The sequence below is a fragment of the Gordonia polyisoprenivorans NBRC 16320 = JCM 10675 genome, assembly GCF_000241325.1.
Lineage (GTDB): Bacteria > Actinomycetota > Actinomycetes > Mycobacteriales > Mycobacteriaceae > Gordonia > Gordonia polyisoprenivorans.
The window spans coordinates 78,537-95,751 of sequence record NZ_BAEI01000094.1; the positions used below are offsets into that span (position 1 = coordinate 78,537).

Below are 17,215 nucleotides of genomic sequence, written 5' to 3' on the forward strand. Positions count from 1 at the left end.
TAAACTAACGTCGATAGTAAACGTGTGACCCCGCTCACCCACCCGCGGAGCAGACTAAGGACTACCGATGACCACTGACACCACCACCATGCCGCCGGACGTCTGGTCGGAGCGCATCCAGGAACGCCGGACGCGCGCGTTGCGCGGTCTCCTCGCCCATCTGGACGGTTCCCGGACGGATCAGTGGGCGCGCATCACGCACACCGAACCCGACGACTTCCGCGATCACCGACGAGCCGAACTCGAACGCGATCGAGTGTTCGGCGAGGTACCGTTCATCGTCGCCCACTCGTCGGAGGTGGCCGAGCGCAACGATTTCGTCAGCGTGGATCTGCCCCGCAACAAGGTGGTGGTGATCAGACAGCGCGACGGCGGGGTCAAGGCCCTCGTCAATGCCTGCCGCCATCGCGGTGCACAATTGGTCACCGAACCGGCAGGCAAGTGCCGGCTGTTCTCGTGTCCGTACCACCGGTGGTCCTACGACCCCGATGGCCGATTGCGGACGGTCACCCTCGACGACACCTTCGGCGACTTCGATCGCGGCGACTTCGGATTGGTGCCGATCCCGGTGGAGGAGCGCCACGGATTCATCTGGGTCATCGACAACGCCGACCGCGAGATCGACGTGGCCGCGTGGCTCGGACCCGAGCTCGATGCGATCCTCGCCGAGTACCGCATCGACCAACTGGTGAGCATCGATCCACACACCTATGAGCGACCCGTCAACTGGAAGATCATGCAGGACGGCTTTCTCGACAACTACCACGTGAAGTACGCACACCCGAACACCGCCGGAAAGATGCTGCACACCAACGCTGTCGTGCTGGAAGAGCTGGGCTCGTCGTTCTGGTTCCTCACCGCACGCAAGAGCATCGACCAGTTCATCGGGCACGACGTTGACTGGGATCGGTCGATGGAGGGACACACCATCGAGAGCTGCTTCCTCGCGCCGAACACGATGTTGCTCAAGCACGCAACACATTTCGAGTTGCTCACCTTTCGACCGGTCGGCGCCGATCCCCATCGGTCGATCATGCAGATGCGCATCATGGCGCCGTCGGTCGAGGCGAGCGGGCTCTCACCGGAACACTGGACCAAGCGATGGGCCAAGAACTGGGGCTTGCTGATCGCGATCCTGCACGACGAGGACTTCCCGATCCTCGACGGCTCCCAGGAAGCGCTCACCAGCCAGGACATGGGCACGATGCTGTTGGGTCGCAATGAGATCGCCAGCCATCTCTTTCGGCGCGAGATCGATCGGCTCATCGCTCTGGAGCCGTCCCGATGATCATGACGACGACGGAACCGACGACTCTGACGTCGTACCCCGGACCGCCGTCGGCGGCCGCGTCGGAGCTGATCGATACCGCCCGCACTGTCGATCTCGAGATGGGGTTCGCCGACCGAATCCCCACGCACCCGAGGGCGACGTCCACGATCGAGATCCGCACCCGGCTGCACCGTTGGGGCGCACCGACCACCACCGAACCCCGGCTCGCCGGCGTCATCCTGGTCACCCGAACCGAGGACGGCCCGTACGAGCTCGACGTGGTCATCGACCCGGATCACCGTGCGACCGGTGTGGCCACATCGGCGTTCGAGTGCATCGCAGCGCAGCGTCCACCAGGATTCCCTCCGGTCGGGCGGCCGATCCTGGCCAGGAGCGCAGGCGCCCATCCGGCCGCCGCGCGCCTGGCCCGACGATGTGGCGCAGCGGTCATCGGCGAGCGACACCACCTGGTTCTCCCCTCGCGCTCGGCGTTGTCGCACTCCCGCGCGTCAGACGTGGCGGGCTCGGATCGGCTCGTGCACAACGCTGTCGGTGCGGACGGCACGCTCGAGGTGTTCGACCACGGCCACCTCCTCGCCGCGGTGCGGACGGACCGGCACGGTGACGTCGGCGTCATCGGCTCGGTGACGATGATCGGTCCGCCATCCGCGCAACGCTTGTCACCGGTTGTCGCCGCCGCAGCCGACGCCTTGTTCGCCTCGGGGGTCACCAGCGTGGAGACGACCCTGAATCCCGAAGAGCCCGACGCCCTGGCCGCATTCCGCAGCGCAGCGTTTCATCACGATCGCACCGACATCCTCTATTCGCCCGGCGTCCCATCGCCCAGCCTCTCATCACCCGGCTTCCCATCGCTCACCGAGGACTTCTCATGAACAACAGCATTCTCCGACCCCTGGCCGCGTGGACCGAGCGGCAGCCCGATCAGCCGTCGGTGACGTGCGGGGATCGCACGCTGACCTGGCGCGAGCTCGATATCGCCGCGAATTGTGCCGCGCACGAGCTGATCTCACTCGGCGTCACCCGCGGCCGACGCGTGGCCCTGCTGGGCCGCCCGTCGATCAGCTGGGTTGTCGCCGCGGTGGCCGCGCTCAAACTCGGCGCGGTCATCTGCCCCCTCAACGAGCGCAGTAGCGCAAGCGAACTCGCGCATTTCATCGACAAGGTGACCCCTCAGATCGTCGTCGCCGCGTCCTCATTACGCCCGCTGCTCGACGCCACGACACCGTCGGCCGACATCGACGGCCTCGGATCGGCCCACATACCGGCACCACTACCGCATATCCCGGCCGACGGCTCGGCACCGGTCGCGATCATGTCGACGTCGGGTTCCACGGGCGAACCGTAAAGGCGTGGTCTACTCGCATGATTCGTTGATGAGCGCACTGTTCGAGTGGTGTCTGCAGGAGCCGGCGTTTCTGCGGGCGCGGGCGCTCAGTGTGAGTTCGATGGCATTCGGCGCCGGCCTGCTCAACGGTTTCCTCGGTCCGCTGATCCTCGGTGGGAGCTGTGTGTATCTCCCGGAATGGGATCCCGCTGTGGCCCTGGCACTGATCCGCGACGAGAAGATCACCCATCTCGGCGCCACCACGATCTTCTACGAGCAGATGGCCGCGCACCCGGAGTTCGCCGCTGCCGATCTGTCGTCGCTGACTGTCGCCTTCACCGGGGGAAACCCGGTGACCTCGGCTCTCATCGAAGCGTGGTCGGCCAAGGGCATCGGACTTCGGCAGGTGTACGGGCTGACCGAGTCCCAATCGAACGCCACGGTACCCGGTGTTGCGATGGCCATGGCTCACCCCGAGTATGTCGGCATCGGTGGAATCCTGAACGAGGTCACCCTCATCGGTGCCGACGAACACCCCTGTGCGCCCGGCGAACCCGGGGAAGTACGGATCACCGGACCGGGCATCGCCGCGGGCTACTGGCTCGATGAGCCACTCACCGAGGCCACCTTCGGGGGCGGGTCGTTGCGAACCGGTGACATCGGTGTGCGGGACGAGTACGGGATTCGGATCATCGGGCGCACCAAGGACATCATCATCTCCGGTGGCATCAACATTTATGCCGCCGAGCTCGAGCGCATCATCGCGGAGATGCCACAGGTGACCGAGGTCGCCGTGATCGGGGTCGCCGATGCAGAGTTCGGCGAGACGCCCGCGGCATTGGTCCGGGCAGCGGGGAGCATCACGCCCGAGGACGTCGTGCGACACTGCCGCGACCGGCTGGCCGCGTACAAGGCGCCGCGCTATGTGGAGTTCGTCGACGACCCGCTGCCCCGCACGGCGGGAATGAAGATCCGGAAGGGGAGCCTGCGCGACCGCTATGCCGATCTCCCGCAACATGGGACGCGGATCGGGACCGCAGTGGCCACCTGACCGCGGTGGCGAGCCAGGTATCGTTGGCGAGTTGTTGCCGGGCACCGCTACCCGCAGGAGGAGGTGGACATGGGACGGCGACCGCTCATCGAGCGCTCCGTGGCGGTACAGACCGCGATCGACATCGTCGACTCCGACGGTCCCACCGGGCTGAGCCTCGAACGCATCGCCGTGCGGCTCAACGTCCGGGCGCCCTCGCTCTACAACCACTTTCGCGACAAGAACGAGATCCTCGCCGAGGTTGCGCGAGCGATCGTGCTACAGACGCCACCACACGACCCCATCCGTGACGGCGACTGGCAGCAGTGGCTCATCGAGGGCGCGGTGATGTTCCGTAGCGCGCTGCTCGCCCACGCCCGGGCGGTCCCCCTCGTCGTCGAGCACTTTCCCGCCGGGCTGCTCGAAAAGCTGTACGCCACACACTGTGCCGTACTCGACGAGCACGGTGTCCCGTCGGATCGTCAGATGTTCATCGTCGAATCCGTGCACCGCATGACGATCGGATCGGCGATGTGTGCGGCTACCGGCCGGCCGGCGATGACCCCGGTCACCGACCCCTCCCTGTTCAGCACGGAGGTCGCGGCGTCGCTCGATGGCGACGACTGGAACGACGACGTGCTGTTCGTCGAGATGCTGCGGGTCTTCTTGCAGGGGATCGGCGCCGAGATCGCGTAGGAGAAGGCGACCCGCTCGGCGTCGTCGCCGCCCAGCAATGACGGCCGACGATCCGTCCGGCCCCTTCACCGGTGATGCGTGTCGGCCCCGCGCACGGCTTTCTCCAACTCCCACAACGCAGGCACCGCGGCCACCAGTGCCGCGCGCTGATCCTCGGGTAGATGCGCGAGATGCCTACCGACCCGTTCACTACCCTCCCGACGGCGCCCGAGAACGTACTCGAGCCCCGCATCGGTCAGTTCGATCACCGACACCCGGCCATCCGACGGGTCGCGTCGGCGCACGACGAATCCGGACTTCTCCAGCGAGGCAATCAGATTCGTCATCGCCGGCTGGCTGACACCCTGAATGGTCGCCAGCGCGGTGATCCGCTGCGGCCCCTCGCTGCGCAAGGTCGACAACGTTGATACCGCGGTCACGCTGATCTCCCGCGGTTGCTGTCTCACGAGCACCGACAACAGCGCGTACAGGGCCTCGCCGACGTCGGAGACATCCCCGAGTCCTTCACGGGCGTCAACAGGTGCACCGCCCTCATTCTCGAGAGTCACCGGCGTCGCGGAATCGGCCATCCGCCCAGTGTAGATAGCGACAGAGCTATTGCATAACTCATTTATATAGCGTAGTTATGGAATTTATGTCAGCCAGCTCCACCACCAGCGCTTTCCGACAACCCCGGGCGGTGTGGGCGGTGGCGTTCGCCTGCGTGGTGTCGTTCATGGGTATCGGGCTCGTGGACCCGATCCTGCCGGCGCTCTCCTCACAGCTGAATGCCACACCCTCACAGGTCACCTTGCTGTTCACCAGCTACCTCGTGGTCACCGCCGTCGCCATGCTCATCACCGGGTGGGTATCGAGCGTCATCGGCGCCAAACGCACCCTGATCGTCGGCCTGGTACTGATCGTCGCGTTCGCTGCAGCGGCCGGGGCGAGCAATTCCATCTCCCAGATCGTCGGTTTCCGCGCCGGATGGGGACTGGGCAACGCCCTGTTCATCGCCACGTCCCTCGCGGTCATCGTCGGGTCCTCGGCCGGCGGCTTCGCCGGGGCCATCGTCCTCTACGAGACAGCGCTGGGAGTCGGCATCGCCGCCGGTCCACTGGTCGGCGGGCTCCTCGGCACCATCAGTTGGCGTGGGCCGTTCTTCGGCGTCGCCGTGCTGATGCTCATCGCACTCGTCGCCACCATCGTCTTGGTCGAACCCACCCCGAGGCCGGAGAAGACGTCGTCGATCATCGAACCGATTGCGGCGCTGCGCCATCGGAGCCTGGCCACCACCAGCGTCACCGGACTGCTCTACAACTGGGCCTTCTTCACCATCCTCGGCTACGCACCGTTCCTGATGCATCTGTCGGCCATCAAACTCGGGTTCGTGTTCTTCGGCTGGGGCATCTTGGTCGCATTGTTCGCCGTCTTCGGTGCACCAATGCTCAAGTCCCGCTACGGAACGCCCAAGACCCTCTACGGAGCGCTGCTGACAATGGCGGTGATCTCCCTGGTCATCGGCATCTGGTCGGACCACCGATGGGTGGTCATCGGCGCCGTCATCGCCTCGGGAATCGTCGTCGGACTCAACAACACCCTGGTCACCACCGCGGTCATGAGTATCGCCCCGGTCCCCCGCCCGGTCGCCTCGGCCACCTACGGCTTCGTCCGTTTCATCGGCGGCGGCCTGGCCCCCTTTGCCGCGGGCAAACTCGTCGAGCATTACAACGCGCACGTGCCCTTCGTCCTGGGTGCCGTCACCGCTGCCGTCGCCGCCATCGTCCTGGGCACCGTGCACAAAGCGCTTGTCGCCGCCGATCACGAGGAGGAACTGCCCGTTTCTCACGAACGCCAGGACGCCGAAGACGCCGCCCGGCAGGTCCCGGCCGTCGAGGAGGAATCCATCCTCGCCGAAAGTGCGCTACTCGCCGATCGGCGGTTCGATCACAAGCCTCGGTGAGCTACGAACTCAGCCGTTCATCGTCGCCGGTTTGCCGCCGGTGACCTTGTCCGGAGTCATGTCCCCGTGCGCGATGGCGTCGCGCACCTTGAACTTCTGGATCTTGCCGGACGGCGTCATGGGGAACTCGTCGGCGAAGAACCACATCGTCGGGACCTTGTGAGCCGAAATACGCTCTCGACACCAGTTTTTCAGATCGTCGGGATCTGGGCACCGGCTCGGGTCGGCGGCTCGCAACACTGCGGCGACCTGTTCACCCCAATAGTCATCGGGTACGCCGACAACGATGGCATCGCCGATGTCGGGATGTCCGAAGAGGAGCTCCTCGATCTCCCTCGGATAGATGTTGACCCCGCCGCGGATGATCATCTCCTTGAGACGACCGGTGATCTTGAGGAATCCGCGATCGTCCATCGTCGCCAGGTCACCCATGTGTAGCCAGCCATCGGCGTCGATGGTGACCGCGGTGGCCTCCGGCATGTTGTAGTAGGCCAGCATGTTCTGGTATCCGCGGCAACAGATCTCACCCTGTTCGCCGATGGGCACCACAGTGCCCGTGATCGGATCGACGAGTCGTACCTCGAGTTCGGGGAGCGGTTGCCCGACCGTCGTCGCCTGATCGGTGGGACTGTCGGCGATCCTGGTTTGACTGATGACGCCGTGCATCTCGGTCTGTCCGAACAGGATCGAGAAGTCGCAGTTCCACTCGCTGGTCACCCGTCGCACGAGAGCCTCGGGTACTGCGGCCGCTCCGGACAGCACGGTCTGCATGCTCGAGAGGTCACGAGTCCTGCCGTCCGGGTGATCGAGTAACGCGAGCAGCATCGTCGGGACGAACAATCCGTGTGTGCCACGGTAGGTTTCGTAGGCTTCGAGAGCCGTCGCCGGGTCGAAACCGGGAAGTACGACGTAGGTGCCGTGGGCCGACAGAGTACCGAGTTCGGTGACCGCTCCGCCCCCGATGTGATACATCGGCATCGCGTTGATACACACGCCCCCGTCACTCATTCCCGCACGTTCGAACACGAACGTCGCCTCGTTCACGATGCCCTTGTGGTGCAGCAGCGCCCCTTTCGGAAAACCTGTTGTGCCCGAGGTGTACTGGATCTGCACCGGATCCGTCGGTGCCACAGCCGGCAACTCGACCGAGGAGTCGGACCCGGCCGCGAACTGCTGCCACTGATGATCGGGAACGACGAGCCGGACAGAATCGACGGAGGTGGTCACTGCGGCAACGATCGCCCCGAGATCGGCGCCCCGGTACTCACGCTGGTAGAAGATCGCCGACGCCTGCGATTGCCGCAGGACGTACTCGAGTTCGTCGACACGGTAGGCGGGATTCGCAGCGACCACGATCATTCCCGACATGGCGATCGCCTGTTGGAGGATCACCCAGTCGGCGCTGTTCGGGGCGAAGACCGCGATGCGGTCGCCGGGTGAGAATTCCGCCAGGAGCGCGCGCGCATACCGCTCGACGTCGTCGAGGAGTTCGGCATAGGTCCATTCACGCCGTGCCCCCACATCGGCGACCGCGTCGACGAGAGCGACCCGGTCGGGGTTCACGTCGGCGCCTTCGCGCAGCAGGTCGGGCAGGGTGATGTCGCGAACACCGGTGCTGGCGACGGCGGGCCAGTAGGAGGTGGTGAGGGTCATGGATCGATCTCCATTCGCAATCGGGGCTGACGACGGGCTGTCCGCGTCGAGAGAGGTCTCGATGTATGGTCCACGTCACAGAATAAACGGTCTAACCATTACTCGGCAATACCCCGTGTCTACCGAAAAGTATTTTCTGTCAACAGCTTTCACGAATCACACAATCGCCATCCGCCGGCTCGATGCCGACGGCTGGGAAGTTCGAACGTTCGCCTCGGGTCTGCGCTCAACCCCTCCGGACCGAGTCGTCGCGTCGCCGTCGATAGGTGATGGTGACGACGGTGCAGACCTTCCCGTCAGTGCGGGTGGATCGCACTACTGCGAGAGCGGAACTGCGGCCGATGTATTCGATATCGACGTCGAAGCGCACGGTCTGTCCGGCCGGGCCGGGACGGAGGTAGACCGCGTTCATCATCGCGGTCTCGAGTCCTGGTGCGCGCCCGGCAATGGCTTGGCCGGCAGCACGATCCGACGCGTAGAGCGCTACCCCGCCGTGAAGGCTTCCGCCGGGATTGATGACGGGGTCGACGACGTCGAGTTCAAGGCCGGCACCCGCGTCCCGAAGGCCAAGACGCTGGGCCAGTCCTTCCCCTGCGGGCGTCGCGCTGCGACCCGCGGGAAGTTCACGTGGTCGCGGCGCAGCGGTGCTGAACTGAACCCGTTCGGTGACCACCGCGACCGTCGACCCCGTGTCATCGGTGATGGTGCCGGTGGCAACCGCCCCCGTCGCATAGCGATGAGCGGTCCGGCCGCAAGCGTGTAGGAATCCACCCGCCGCGGGAATCGGCGCGCAGAAGTCCATGGTGAGTTCGGTGGTGGCCGCCCACCCGCCGGATGGTCGGTACGCGACCGCGGCGCTGCCGATCGCGGTGTCGGCAAAGACGCCGAGCGCTCCCGGCGACACACCGTCCGCGGTGTACATCAAGGGATTCAACGTCATCCGACCAAGGGTTTCCGCACTGGTCCCCACGACCTCGTCGACGCCGAAGAGGAGTTCGGGCGGGCCGGGGATGTACTGCACCGGCCGCGGCGTCGCGTCCCATCGCGCACCTGCCGAACAGGTCCGACCGTCGACGAGTATGTCCCGATCACCCATGTCCACAGTCACCTCCGTGCGGCGATATCAGAAGGCGGAGATGCCGCCGTTGACACTGACGGTCTGACCGGTCAACCGGGCGGCACCGGGGCCGGCCAGGAAGACGATCAGGGACGCCAGATCGTCGGGGACCGCCACTCCCAGGTGCGCCTGCCCGGCCGCCTTCTCGAACAACGATCGGCTGAATCCGTCGCGCAGGACGTTGTCTGCGGTGCGGGTGCCCTCGATCAGCGATGGGGTCACCGCGTTGACGCGAATACCGTTGCGCTTGGCCTCCACCGCCACCACGCGCGTGAACATGACGATGGCCGCCATGGCCGCCCCCAGAACACTCTCTCCCGGGGTCGGCACCTTGGCCGCATCGGAAGCGATGTTGATGATGCTCCCGCCACCCTGATCCTGCATCAGCGGCAGTACCGCACGGGTGAACAACATCGGCGGCAGCGCCTGGCCGGTGAGGATTGCCGACATCGACGCGGCCGGTGTGCGGTGCAACAGCTCCGGCTTGTAGGCGGTGGTCGTCGAGCTGATGCAGATGTCGACCGAACCCAGCCGGTCGTGCGCCGCGGAGACCGCGCGATCCACGGCCGACTCATCGGTCGCGTCGGCCGACACGAAGGTCACCTCGACATCCGGGTACTGATCGAGAACCGCTCGACGCGCACCGTCACCCCGTTCGGCGTCACGGCCGACGAGCACCAGCCGGGGAACTCCGGCCGCGGCGAGCCCGAGCGCACTGGCGAGGCCGACACCCGAGGTTCCTCCGGCGATCAGGGCACCGGACTCCTCGTACTTACGAACCAGCGGCGACTCGGACATCAACTCTCACCTCTCAACTCACGACAACTATCTAACGTTCTACACTACTGTCGCTGTTCTATCTATAGATGTATTATTTTTTCTGTGCCTGTATCCACGCGGCGTGCTCCGACTCGACGTCGATCGACCGATACGATGTCACCCATGTCCGAGCACGCCGACGAGTCCGTCACCTCGATCGCCAGCGCCCGATCGGCGCTCATCTCAATCCTGGGCGAACTCGTGGCCCCGTATCACCAGCCCGTACGCACAGCAGCACTGCTGTACGCACTCACCGGCGTCGGCTTCGGCGAGTCGGCGAGCCGACAGGCCATCGCACGCGCCGGAGCCTCCGGACTCCTGGCCGCCGAACGTGACGGGCGAGAGACGAAGTGGGCCCTGACCGAGCGAACCCATGAACTGTTCCGCGAGGGCACACGGCGAGTGTTTCCCGACTCGACGATCGGCCGCTGGGACGGCAAATGGTTGATAGTGATCGTTCCGATACCCGAATCCCGACGAGCTACCCGCAAGAAGCTCTACGCCGCCCTGCGCTGGGCCGGTTTCGGCAATCCCAGCGCGGGAATCTGGGTCACGCCGCATGTCGAGCGGCTGCCCGAAGCGCAATCAGCCATCGACTCGTTGGGCCTGCACGACAACACCATGTCGTTCATCGGCTCCCCGGCGTCAGTGGGCGTGTCCGAGGCCGAACTCGTCGAGCGCGCGTGGGATCTCGATGAGGTTGCACGCACCTACGAGGCTCTGCGCGCACGTTTTGACAACGACGAGCAGCTCGCCGGCAAGGCCGCATTGGTGGCCCACATCGAACTGATCGACGCCCTGCGCCACACGCCCTACATGGATCCCCAACTCCCCCATGAACTCTTGCCGGAGTGGCCTGGCCTCAAGGTCATCCGACGACTGCAGGAACTGCGCGCCGAACGCGCACCGGCGGCACACGCGCACTGGCTCACTGTCGCCCAACTCGACTAACGCGTGCGGCGATCCGACAACGTTCTACATTTGTGGACAGAGACGATCTGAATTTGTAGTATGAGCTCGACGCCTGAATGAGCACGCCTCGTTCTCAGCCCCGCGTCTCACCACAGCCAAAGGACACACGTGAGCTCACTTCACGCACCCACGATGGCGCTCCTGACATCGGCCGCCGATGATCCCGTGACTTACGCGCGCCGGTGGAAGCACGCACACCGACGTCCCGTGATCGGGTCGTTCCCGATGAACTTCCCCGCCGAGTTGGCGCATGCCGCGGGCGCTCTGCCCGTCATCGTCCAGGAGAGCCGCACTCCCATCACCGAAGGCCGCAGCCTGCTCGCCGAGTTCTACTGCGGATACACCCGCAGTGTGGCCGATCAGGCCGCGATCGGTGAGCTCGACGTCTTCGATGCCTTCGTCGCCGCGGACCACTGCGTGCAATTGCTCGGCGCCGTCGATGTCATCCGGTATGCACGTCCCGACAAACCGGTCCACTTCGCGCAGTTCACCAGTGCAATGGACAACGCGTCGACCCGTCCGCGGGTCGACGACCGCATCGCCGACCTGCGGGCGGAGATCGAATCCGTCACCGGACACCGTGTCACCGATGCCGCGCTGAGGGAGAGCATCGCGGCATTCAATCGGAATCGGGGCCTGCTCCGCGACATCTACGCGCTGCGCCGATCGGGCCGGGCCCACATCACCGCGAGTGAGATGCAGGTGTTGGTCAAGTCGAGCATGGTGATGGACATCGACGAGCACACCGGACTCCTGAAAGACCTTCTCGTGCACCTGACTGCGGAGGCAGCACCGGCCGACGTCGTGCGCGTTCACGTGTCCGGACACTTCTGTCATGCGCCGCGTCCCGAGATCCTGGATGTGATCGAAGAATCCGGTGCCGTCGTCGTCGACGACGACCTCTATACGGGATACCGGTACATCTCCACCGATGTACCTGAGGAATCCGATCCCGTTGCCGCACTGTCGGAATGGTATCTCGATCGCAACCACAACGCCCCCTGTCCGACTCGGGTCACCAGTGATGTGGACTGGGACACCTACCTTCTGGATTCCATCGCCGCCAGTGGCGCGTCCGGGGTCGTCGTATTGATGGCCAAGTTCTGCGAACCCCATATGCTGTACTATCCGGAACTTCGCAAAGCACTTGATGCACAAGGTATTCCGTTGCTACTCATCGAAACCGAGCACGAAGGTATCCCGCTGGAGAAGCTGCGCACCCAGATGGAGACATTCGTCGAACGAATCCGCCGAAGCGCCGCCCCGCTGACGGTTTGACCGAAGGAAAATATCATGAGTACCCCTCTGTTCCAGAAGGACAAGACCAACAAGCTGTCGAGCACCAAGGTCGGCGGACGGATGACCGCGGCCTACTGGGAGAACATCTTCACCGCGAAAGAGCGCGGCAAACACGTCGTCTGGTACAACGGCGCCGCGATGAACCCCCTCTTTCAGGCGGCCGGCCTCGAATGGTGCCACGGCGAAGCCTTCGCCGCTCGGCTGGCCGCCCAGCATCTCGAGGAACCCGCCCAGGCCGCCGGGGCCGAGTACGGATACATCGGCGAATTGTGTTCCTATGCCCGGACCCACCTGGGATGCGCCGTGCTGACCCGGCAGAATCTCGACGAGAGTGACACCGGAGTGGTCGGCATGCTCGACCAACAGGAACTTGCCGCGAAACTGCCCGCCCCCGACTTCTTCGTCAACGGGTACGCCGGCTGCAGCACCGGACAGCAGTGGGATGCCATGACCTACCGCGTCTTCGATCGCCAGCTGCCGGTCTTCAACGTCTCGCTGCCGATGTTGTGGGGCAACAAGCCCGATGCCGGCTATATGCGGGGTGAAGAATGGGAAGAGGTCAGCGCTTACGCCGAGGGGCAATTGCGCGAACTCGTCGAGTTCCTCGAGTATCAGACGGGGCGACCCTTTGACTGGGATGTGCTCAGCGAGAGCATGTCCTACATCAAGCGCGCATCCGAGCTCAGGCTCGAGGGGATGGCCCTGTGCACCCAGGCCCCGACGCCCGCGACATACTGGGATTGGGTGGCGAGTATCGCGCCGATCAACTTCCTCCCCGGAAACCAGGCTCTCGTCGACTATTTCGCCGGAGTCAAGGCCGAGATCGAGCAACGGCTCGCCGATGGTGTCACCGCGGTGGCCGACGAGCGCTATCGGGTCTACTTCGACGGAATCATGAACTGGAACAAACTCGGGTTCCTGACCAAGAAGTTCGCCGAGTACGATGTCGCGGTGGTCGCGGGCCGCTATACCCACGAATCATTCTGGCAGGAACCACAACTCATCGATGTCGAGAACCCACTGCGCGGAATGGCTCAACACTATTTGTTGTGCCCACTCAATCACGGGCTCAAGAATCTGCAGGAGCTGCTGCTGCGTCGAATCGACGAGTATTCCATCGACGGCATCGCTTTCCACTCCACTCGGACGTGCCGAGCGATGACGAATCCGCAGACCATGCTGGCGCGCGCCGCCGAACGGGAGCGCGGGGTGAAGTCGTTCTTCTTCGAGGGGGACGTGGCCGATGCGTCGTTCTACAACGACGAGCTGTTCGACAGCCGTCTCGAGGCGATGCTCGAAGCGATCGACGTCCAGCGCGCGAAGTCCCTGGTCTGATGACATGGCATGTGCTGGGGGTCGATCTCGGCTCGACCACGGCGAAAGCTGTCGTCGTCGACGACTCGGGCAGCCTCGTCGGTTCCAGCGTCGTGCAGATGGGTGCGGTCAGTCGCGATGCGGTGGTCATCGCGATCACGTCCGCCCTCGAGGACGCCGAGGTGTCCGCCGGGGACATCAAGCGCACCATCAGCACCGGATACGGACGCAAGCTCGTTCCCGGTGCGGACCGCTCGTTCACCGAGATCACCTGTCATGCAAGGGGAGCCGCAGCGTTGTGCCCCGGTGTACGTCTGGTGGTCGACATCGGCGGGCAGGACAGCAAGGCGATCGCCGTCGACGACGACGGACTGGTCGAGCGATTCGCGATGAATGACCGGTGCGCCAGCGGCACCGGCCGATTCTTCGACGTCCTGGCTCGCGCCCTCGAGGTCGACGTCAGTGAGGTGGGAGCACTGGCCATGTCCGGGGCCGACGGCCTCGAGGTCAGCAGCATGTGCGCGACCTTCGCCGAGACCGAGGTGATCTCGATGCTGGCACAGGGACAGGAGAAGGCCGACATCGCCGCGTCGGTGCACAAGGCGGTGGCGGCACGGACCCTCGGACTCGTCGCCCAGGTGGGTAAGGCGACTCCCACCGTGATGACCGGCGGTGTGGCACGCAACGAAGCCGCACGCCACTACCTCGAGCTGGCGCTGCGACACCCGGTCGAGGTGTTGGCGCAACCGCAGATCGCCGGCGCGTACGGAGCCGGGTTGCTCGCGCACGACGACTACCAAGGGTCGCTCGCCCGAGCCGAACGGCACGACTCGTCGGCGAAAGCCCAACTGGCACAACGGACAGGGCAAACGGCGCCACGCTGTACCGGTTGTGACGGAGACCTGTCGCACGATCACGGTGCCGTGCCCTTGACTTTGCGGAGCAGCACGTGACCGACGGCGACCTCGATGACGTGACGGTCTTCCTCGTGGGTGACGATCCGACTCTTCTGCAGGAGATCGCCCTCGGATTCGTTCGGGCGGGGATGCAGCGCATCGGAATCGCCTGTCCTGACGAATCTTCGGCGAGCGCCGCGGCCACCGCTGCATTCCGGGCGGCGTCGGGCATCTGGGCGGTACCGGCGTCGGGTGATCTGGTGTCGGCTCCCGACGCCGAACGGATCGTCGCCGAACTGACGGCCTCGCTCGGCGACCCCGACATCATCGTCCTCGGCACAGCCGACCTGGAGCACATGACCCGGTCACTCGGAGAGTCCACGCGCGAGCACCCCGTGGTGATCCGAATCGACGACGAGACAACCGATTCCCATGAGACGGACCAGGCACTCGGCGTCGCTCTGCGGCCCGGAGTCGCGATCGGGGAGATCGCCGCGGACGTCGTCAGGCGCGCCGCTACGATGGTGCGCCGGCGAACCTCGTGACCCACTTCGAAAGCCGTTCCATGTCACCGCCGTTGGCCTCCACCCAGCCCCACGCCCCGCCCGGGTTCTCCGATACCGCGCCGAGGACCAACTCGATCGCCTCACGCGGGGTTCCCCAGACAGGGGCATCACGTGTCACGCCCCGCGGCAGACGCTTGCGGACCTTCATCCGCTCATAGATCCCCGGGACCGCCTCGGCCGTCCGCTGGTAGTCGGCGATGATCGCCTCACGTTCCACGTCGGCAAGGAGCAACGCGACCGCAATCACCACTCCCGTCCGATCCTTGCCCGCCGCGCAGTGCACCAGTGTCGAGCCGACCGGATCGACATGGTTGAGCGCTGCGACGATCCGTGCCGAAGAGGTCGTAAGCATCTCCCCGTACAGCTCACTGAGCGACGAGTGCATCACCCGATCGATCCGAGCGCCGGAAAACAGCGGATTGCCGACCAACTCGACGCCGGGCTCCCAGGTCCAGGCGAACCGACTGGCCTCGGTGGCATCTCGGAGATCGATCACGGTGGTAGGCGGCCACTCGACGTTCGTCGGCGCGGTGTCACCTTCGTAGAGCGCGTCGCTGCGCAGCAGCATCCCCGGCTGGGTCGAGCCACCCGAACGAACCGGCAGTCCGGCCAGATCTCGAACGTTCACCGGTGCGTGCAACGACACGGTCATCGGACAACTCCTCGGGTGGCGTCGGAAGTCGCGAGCCTCGGCGGTAATATTTGGTCGTACCATATCAACTGATGTTCTGGATCCTGCGCCAGGCCCCCGAGCGGAGAACTTGCCGATGCCCACAGACCACGATCAGATCCACCGTCGAGCCGCGTCCGGCGCGGGATTCGATGACGCTCTCGGACTCGTCCTGCTGTCCCGGGAGCCCGACGGCGTGACCAGCCGGCTTGAGATCGGTCCGATGCACCGCCAACCGTTCGGCATCGTCCACGGCGGCGTCTATTGTGCGATCGCCGAGAGCGTCGCGAGTCTCAGCGGCTACTTCTGGCTTCAGCACAGCGGGATCGGCGGAACGTCCGTCGGCGTCAACAACAACACCGACTTCCTCCGGTCGGTCACCGAGGGCATCATCACCGCGCGATCGCAGCCGATCCATCGCGGTCGGCGCCAACAGTTGTGGTCGGTGGACATGCGCATCGACGACGGCACGCTCGTGGCCCGGAGTCAGGTCCGGTTACAGAACATCGCGATGTCCGAATCGGTGTGATCGGAGGCCGGTGAAGCTGTCATGCAACGCTTTCCGCCGCAGAACCATTCGCCGCTGAATGGGCCGTCGGTTCGGCATTGCGTACGAGATCGAGGGCGATATCGACGATCATGTCCTCTTGACCACCGACGAGTCCACGCCTGCCGACCTCGATCAGGATCGTGCGGACGTCGATACCGTAGCGGGCGGCGGCGGTCTCGGCGTGACGGAGGAAGCTCGAGTACGCACCGGCGTAGCCGAGGGTCAGTGTTTCCCGATCCACCCGGACCGGCCGGTCCTGAAGCGGACGCACGATGTCGTCTGCCGCATCCTGGAGTGCGAACAGATCGCACCGGTGCTTCCACCCGTTGAGGTTCGCCACGGCCACGAACGGTTCGATCGGGCAGTTGCCCGCTCCCGCGCCCTGCCCGGCGAGTGACGCGTCCACCCGGGTGACCCCCTCCTCAACCGCCACAACGGAATTCGCAACCGAGAGTGAGAGATTCTCGTGCGCGTGGATGCCGATCTGGGTGTCCGGGTCCAGCACGTCGCGGTAGGCACGGACACGTTCCCGCACGCCGTCCATCGTGAGCCGGCCACCGGAATCAGTCACGTACACGCAGTGTGCACCATAGGATTCCATCAGCTTCGCCTGCTGTGCCAGTTCGGGAGCCGAGAGCATGTGACTGAGCATCAGGAATCCCGACACATCCATTCCCAGCTCTCTCGCGGTGGCGATGTGTTGCGCGGAGACGTCGGCTTCACTGCAGTGCGTCGCCACTCGTACCGATCGGACTCCTAGCGCATGAGCCCGCTTGAGATCGTGGATGGTGCCGATACCCGGAAGCAAGAGGGTGGTCAGCATCGCGGTCGAGATGTTTTCGGCCGCGACCTCGATCCACTCGCTATCGGTGTGCGAGCCGGGACCGTAGGTCAGGCTTCCGCCGGCGAGTCCGTCCCCGTGGGCCACCTCGATCGCATCGACGCCGGCCCTGTCGAGTGCGGCCACGATCCGCCCGACGTCGGCGGGACTCATTCGGTGCCGTACTGCATGCATGCCGTCGCGGAGTGTGACGTCCTGAATGTACAGGTCCTGGCCAATCGAATCGTTGTTCACC

Annotated in this window: 18 protein-coding genes; 12 read left to right on the forward strand and 6 right to left on the reverse strand. The window is 65.0% G+C overall.

Going from position 1 to position 17,215, the window contains the following annotated elements; all coding sequences use genetic code 11:
* The first annotated feature begins 67 nt into the window (after nucleotides 1-67).
* The 5 genes from GOPIP_RS27040 (at nucleotide 68) to GOPIP_RS27055 (ending at nucleotide 4,341) form a co-directional block, all read left to right on the forward strand.
* Nucleotides 68-1,288, forward strand: a complete 1,221-nt coding sequence (locus GOPIP_RS27040) for an aromatic ring-hydroxylating oxygenase subunit alpha (RefSeq protein WP_006373080.1) — start codon at nucleotides 68-70, stop codon at nucleotides 1,286-1,288.
* A 2-nt stretch (nucleotides 1,289-1,290) separates the two neighbouring features.
* Nucleotides 1,291-2,163, forward strand: a complete 873-nt coding sequence (locus tag GOPIP_RS27045; RefSeq protein ID WP_244421237.1) for a hypothetical protein — start codon at nucleotides 1,291-1,293, stop codon at nucleotides 2,161-2,163.
* Nucleotides 2,160-2,636 (forward strand): class I adenylate-forming enzyme family protein, encoded by a 477-nt coding sequence (locus tag GOPIP_RS29770; RefSeq protein ID WP_006373082.1) that lies wholly within the window; start codon nucleotides 2,160-2,162, stop codon nucleotides 2,634-2,636. Before GOPIP_RS27045 ends, GOPIP_RS29770 begins: the two co-directional genes overlap by 4 nt.
* Before the next feature lie 28 nt (nucleotides 2,637-2,664).
* Complete coding sequence (locus tag GOPIP_RS29775; protein WP_280110156.1) at nucleotides 2,665-3,666, forward strand: class I adenylate-forming enzyme family protein; 1,002 nt, start codon at nucleotides 2,665-2,667, stop codon at nucleotides 3,664-3,666.
* Between the two features lie 69 nt (nucleotides 3,667-3,735).
* Nucleotides 3,736-4,341 (forward strand): TetR family transcriptional regulator, encoded by a 606-nt coding sequence (locus GOPIP_RS27055; protein WP_035728918.1) that lies wholly within the window; start codon nucleotides 3,736-3,738, stop codon nucleotides 4,339-4,341.
* A 65-nt stretch (nucleotides 4,342-4,406) separates the two neighbouring features.
* Here the strand turns inward: GOPIP_RS27055 and GOPIP_RS27060 are convergent, their stop codons facing one another.
* On the reverse strand, nucleotides 4,407-4,910 hold the full coding sequence (locus tag GOPIP_RS27060; protein WP_006373085.1) for a MarR family winged helix-turn-helix transcriptional regulator: 504 nt from the start codon (nucleotides 4,908-4,910) through the stop codon (nucleotides 4,407-4,409).
* Nucleotides 4,911-4,975: 65 nt separating this feature from the next.
* Between GOPIP_RS27060 and GOPIP_RS27065 the strand changes: the two genes are divergently transcribed.
* Nucleotides 4,976-6,283 (forward strand): MFS transporter, encoded by a 1,308-nt coding sequence (locus GOPIP_RS27065; protein WP_006373086.1) that lies wholly within the window; start codon nucleotides 4,976-4,978, stop codon nucleotides 6,281-6,283.
* A 9-nt stretch (nucleotides 6,284-6,292) separates the two neighbouring features.
* Here the strand turns inward: GOPIP_RS27065 and GOPIP_RS27070 are convergent, their stop codons facing one another.
* From GOPIP_RS27070 to GOPIP_RS27080, 3 genes are all read right to left on the reverse strand, one after another.
* The gene (locus GOPIP_RS27070) at nucleotides 6,293-7,936 is read right to left on the reverse strand and encodes an AMP-binding protein (RefSeq protein WP_006373087.1); all 1,644 of its coding nucleotides are present in this window, start codon (nucleotides 7,934-7,936) and stop codon (nucleotides 6,293-6,295) included.
* A gap of 226 nt (nucleotides 7,937-8,162) precedes the next feature.
* Nucleotides 8,163-9,032, reverse strand: a complete 870-nt coding sequence (locus GOPIP_RS27075; RefSeq protein WP_020171861.1) for a PaaI family thioesterase — start codon at nucleotides 9,030-9,032, stop codon at nucleotides 8,163-8,165.
* A gap of 27 nt (nucleotides 9,033-9,059) precedes the next feature.
* Nucleotides 9,060-9,851, reverse strand: coding sequence for an SDR family NAD(P)-dependent oxidoreductase (locus GOPIP_RS27080; RefSeq protein WP_006373089.1), 792 nt, complete (start codon nucleotides 9,849-9,851; stop codon nucleotides 9,060-9,062).
* A 144-nt stretch (nucleotides 9,852-9,995) separates the two neighbouring features.
* Between GOPIP_RS27080 and GOPIP_RS27085 the strand changes: the two genes are divergently transcribed.
* The 5 genes from GOPIP_RS27085 (at nucleotide 9,996) to GOPIP_RS27105 (ending at nucleotide 14,898) form a co-directional block, all read left to right on the forward strand.
* Nucleotides 9,996-10,823: a PaaX family transcriptional regulator gene (locus GOPIP_RS27085; protein WP_006373090.1), complete on the forward strand. Its 828-nt coding sequence runs from the start codon at nucleotides 9,996-9,998 to the stop codon at nucleotides 10,821-10,823.
* Nucleotides 10,824-10,976: 153 nt separating this feature from the next.
* Entirely contained in the window at nucleotides 10,977-12,122 is a 1,146-nt protein-coding gene (locus GOPIP_RS27090; protein ID WP_035728919.1) for a 2-hydroxyacyl-CoA dehydratase subunit D, read from the forward strand.
* Nucleotides 12,123-12,137: 15 nt separating this feature from the next.
* A complete protein-coding gene (locus tag GOPIP_RS27095) occupies nucleotides 12,138-13,478 on the forward strand; it encodes a 2-hydroxyacyl-CoA dehydratase subunit D (protein ID WP_006373092.1) in 1,341 nt (446 codons plus the stop codon).
* Nucleotides 13,478-14,410, forward strand: coding sequence for an acyl-CoA dehydratase activase (locus GOPIP_RS27100; RefSeq protein ID WP_006373093.1), 933 nt, complete (start codon nucleotides 13,478-13,480; stop codon nucleotides 14,408-14,410). Before GOPIP_RS27095 ends, GOPIP_RS27100 begins: the two co-directional genes overlap by 1 nt.
* On the forward strand, nucleotides 14,407-14,898 hold the full coding sequence (locus GOPIP_RS27105; protein WP_006373094.1) for a hypothetical protein: 492 nt from the start codon (nucleotides 14,407-14,409) through the stop codon (nucleotides 14,896-14,898). The genes GOPIP_RS27100 and GOPIP_RS27105 overlap by 4 nt, the downstream gene beginning before the upstream one ends.
* Here the strand turns inward: GOPIP_RS27105 and GOPIP_RS27110 are convergent.
* Nucleotides 14,870-15,571, reverse strand: a complete 702-nt coding sequence (locus GOPIP_RS27110; RefSeq protein WP_006373096.1) for a tyrosine-protein phosphatase — start codon at nucleotides 15,569-15,571, stop codon at nucleotides 14,870-14,872. The two genes, GOPIP_RS27105 and GOPIP_RS27110, sit on opposite strands and share 29 nt — an antisense overlap.
* 115 nt (nucleotides 15,572-15,686) lie before the next feature.
* Between GOPIP_RS27110 and GOPIP_RS27115 the strand changes: the two genes are divergently transcribed.
* Nucleotides 15,687-16,118, forward strand: a complete 432-nt coding sequence (locus tag GOPIP_RS27115; protein WP_006373099.1) for a PaaI family thioesterase — start codon at nucleotides 15,687-15,689, stop codon at nucleotides 16,116-16,118.
* 19 nt (nucleotides 16,119-16,137) lie between these two features.
* Here the strand turns inward: GOPIP_RS27115 and dmpG are convergent, their stop codons facing one another.
* Nucleotides 16,138-17,214 (reverse strand): 4-hydroxy-2-oxovalerate aldolase, encoded by a 1,077-nt coding sequence (dmpG, locus tag GOPIP_RS27120; protein WP_006373101.1) that lies wholly within the window; start codon nucleotides 17,212-17,214, stop codon nucleotides 16,138-16,140.
* Between the last annotated feature and the right edge of the window lies 1 nt (nucleotide 17,215).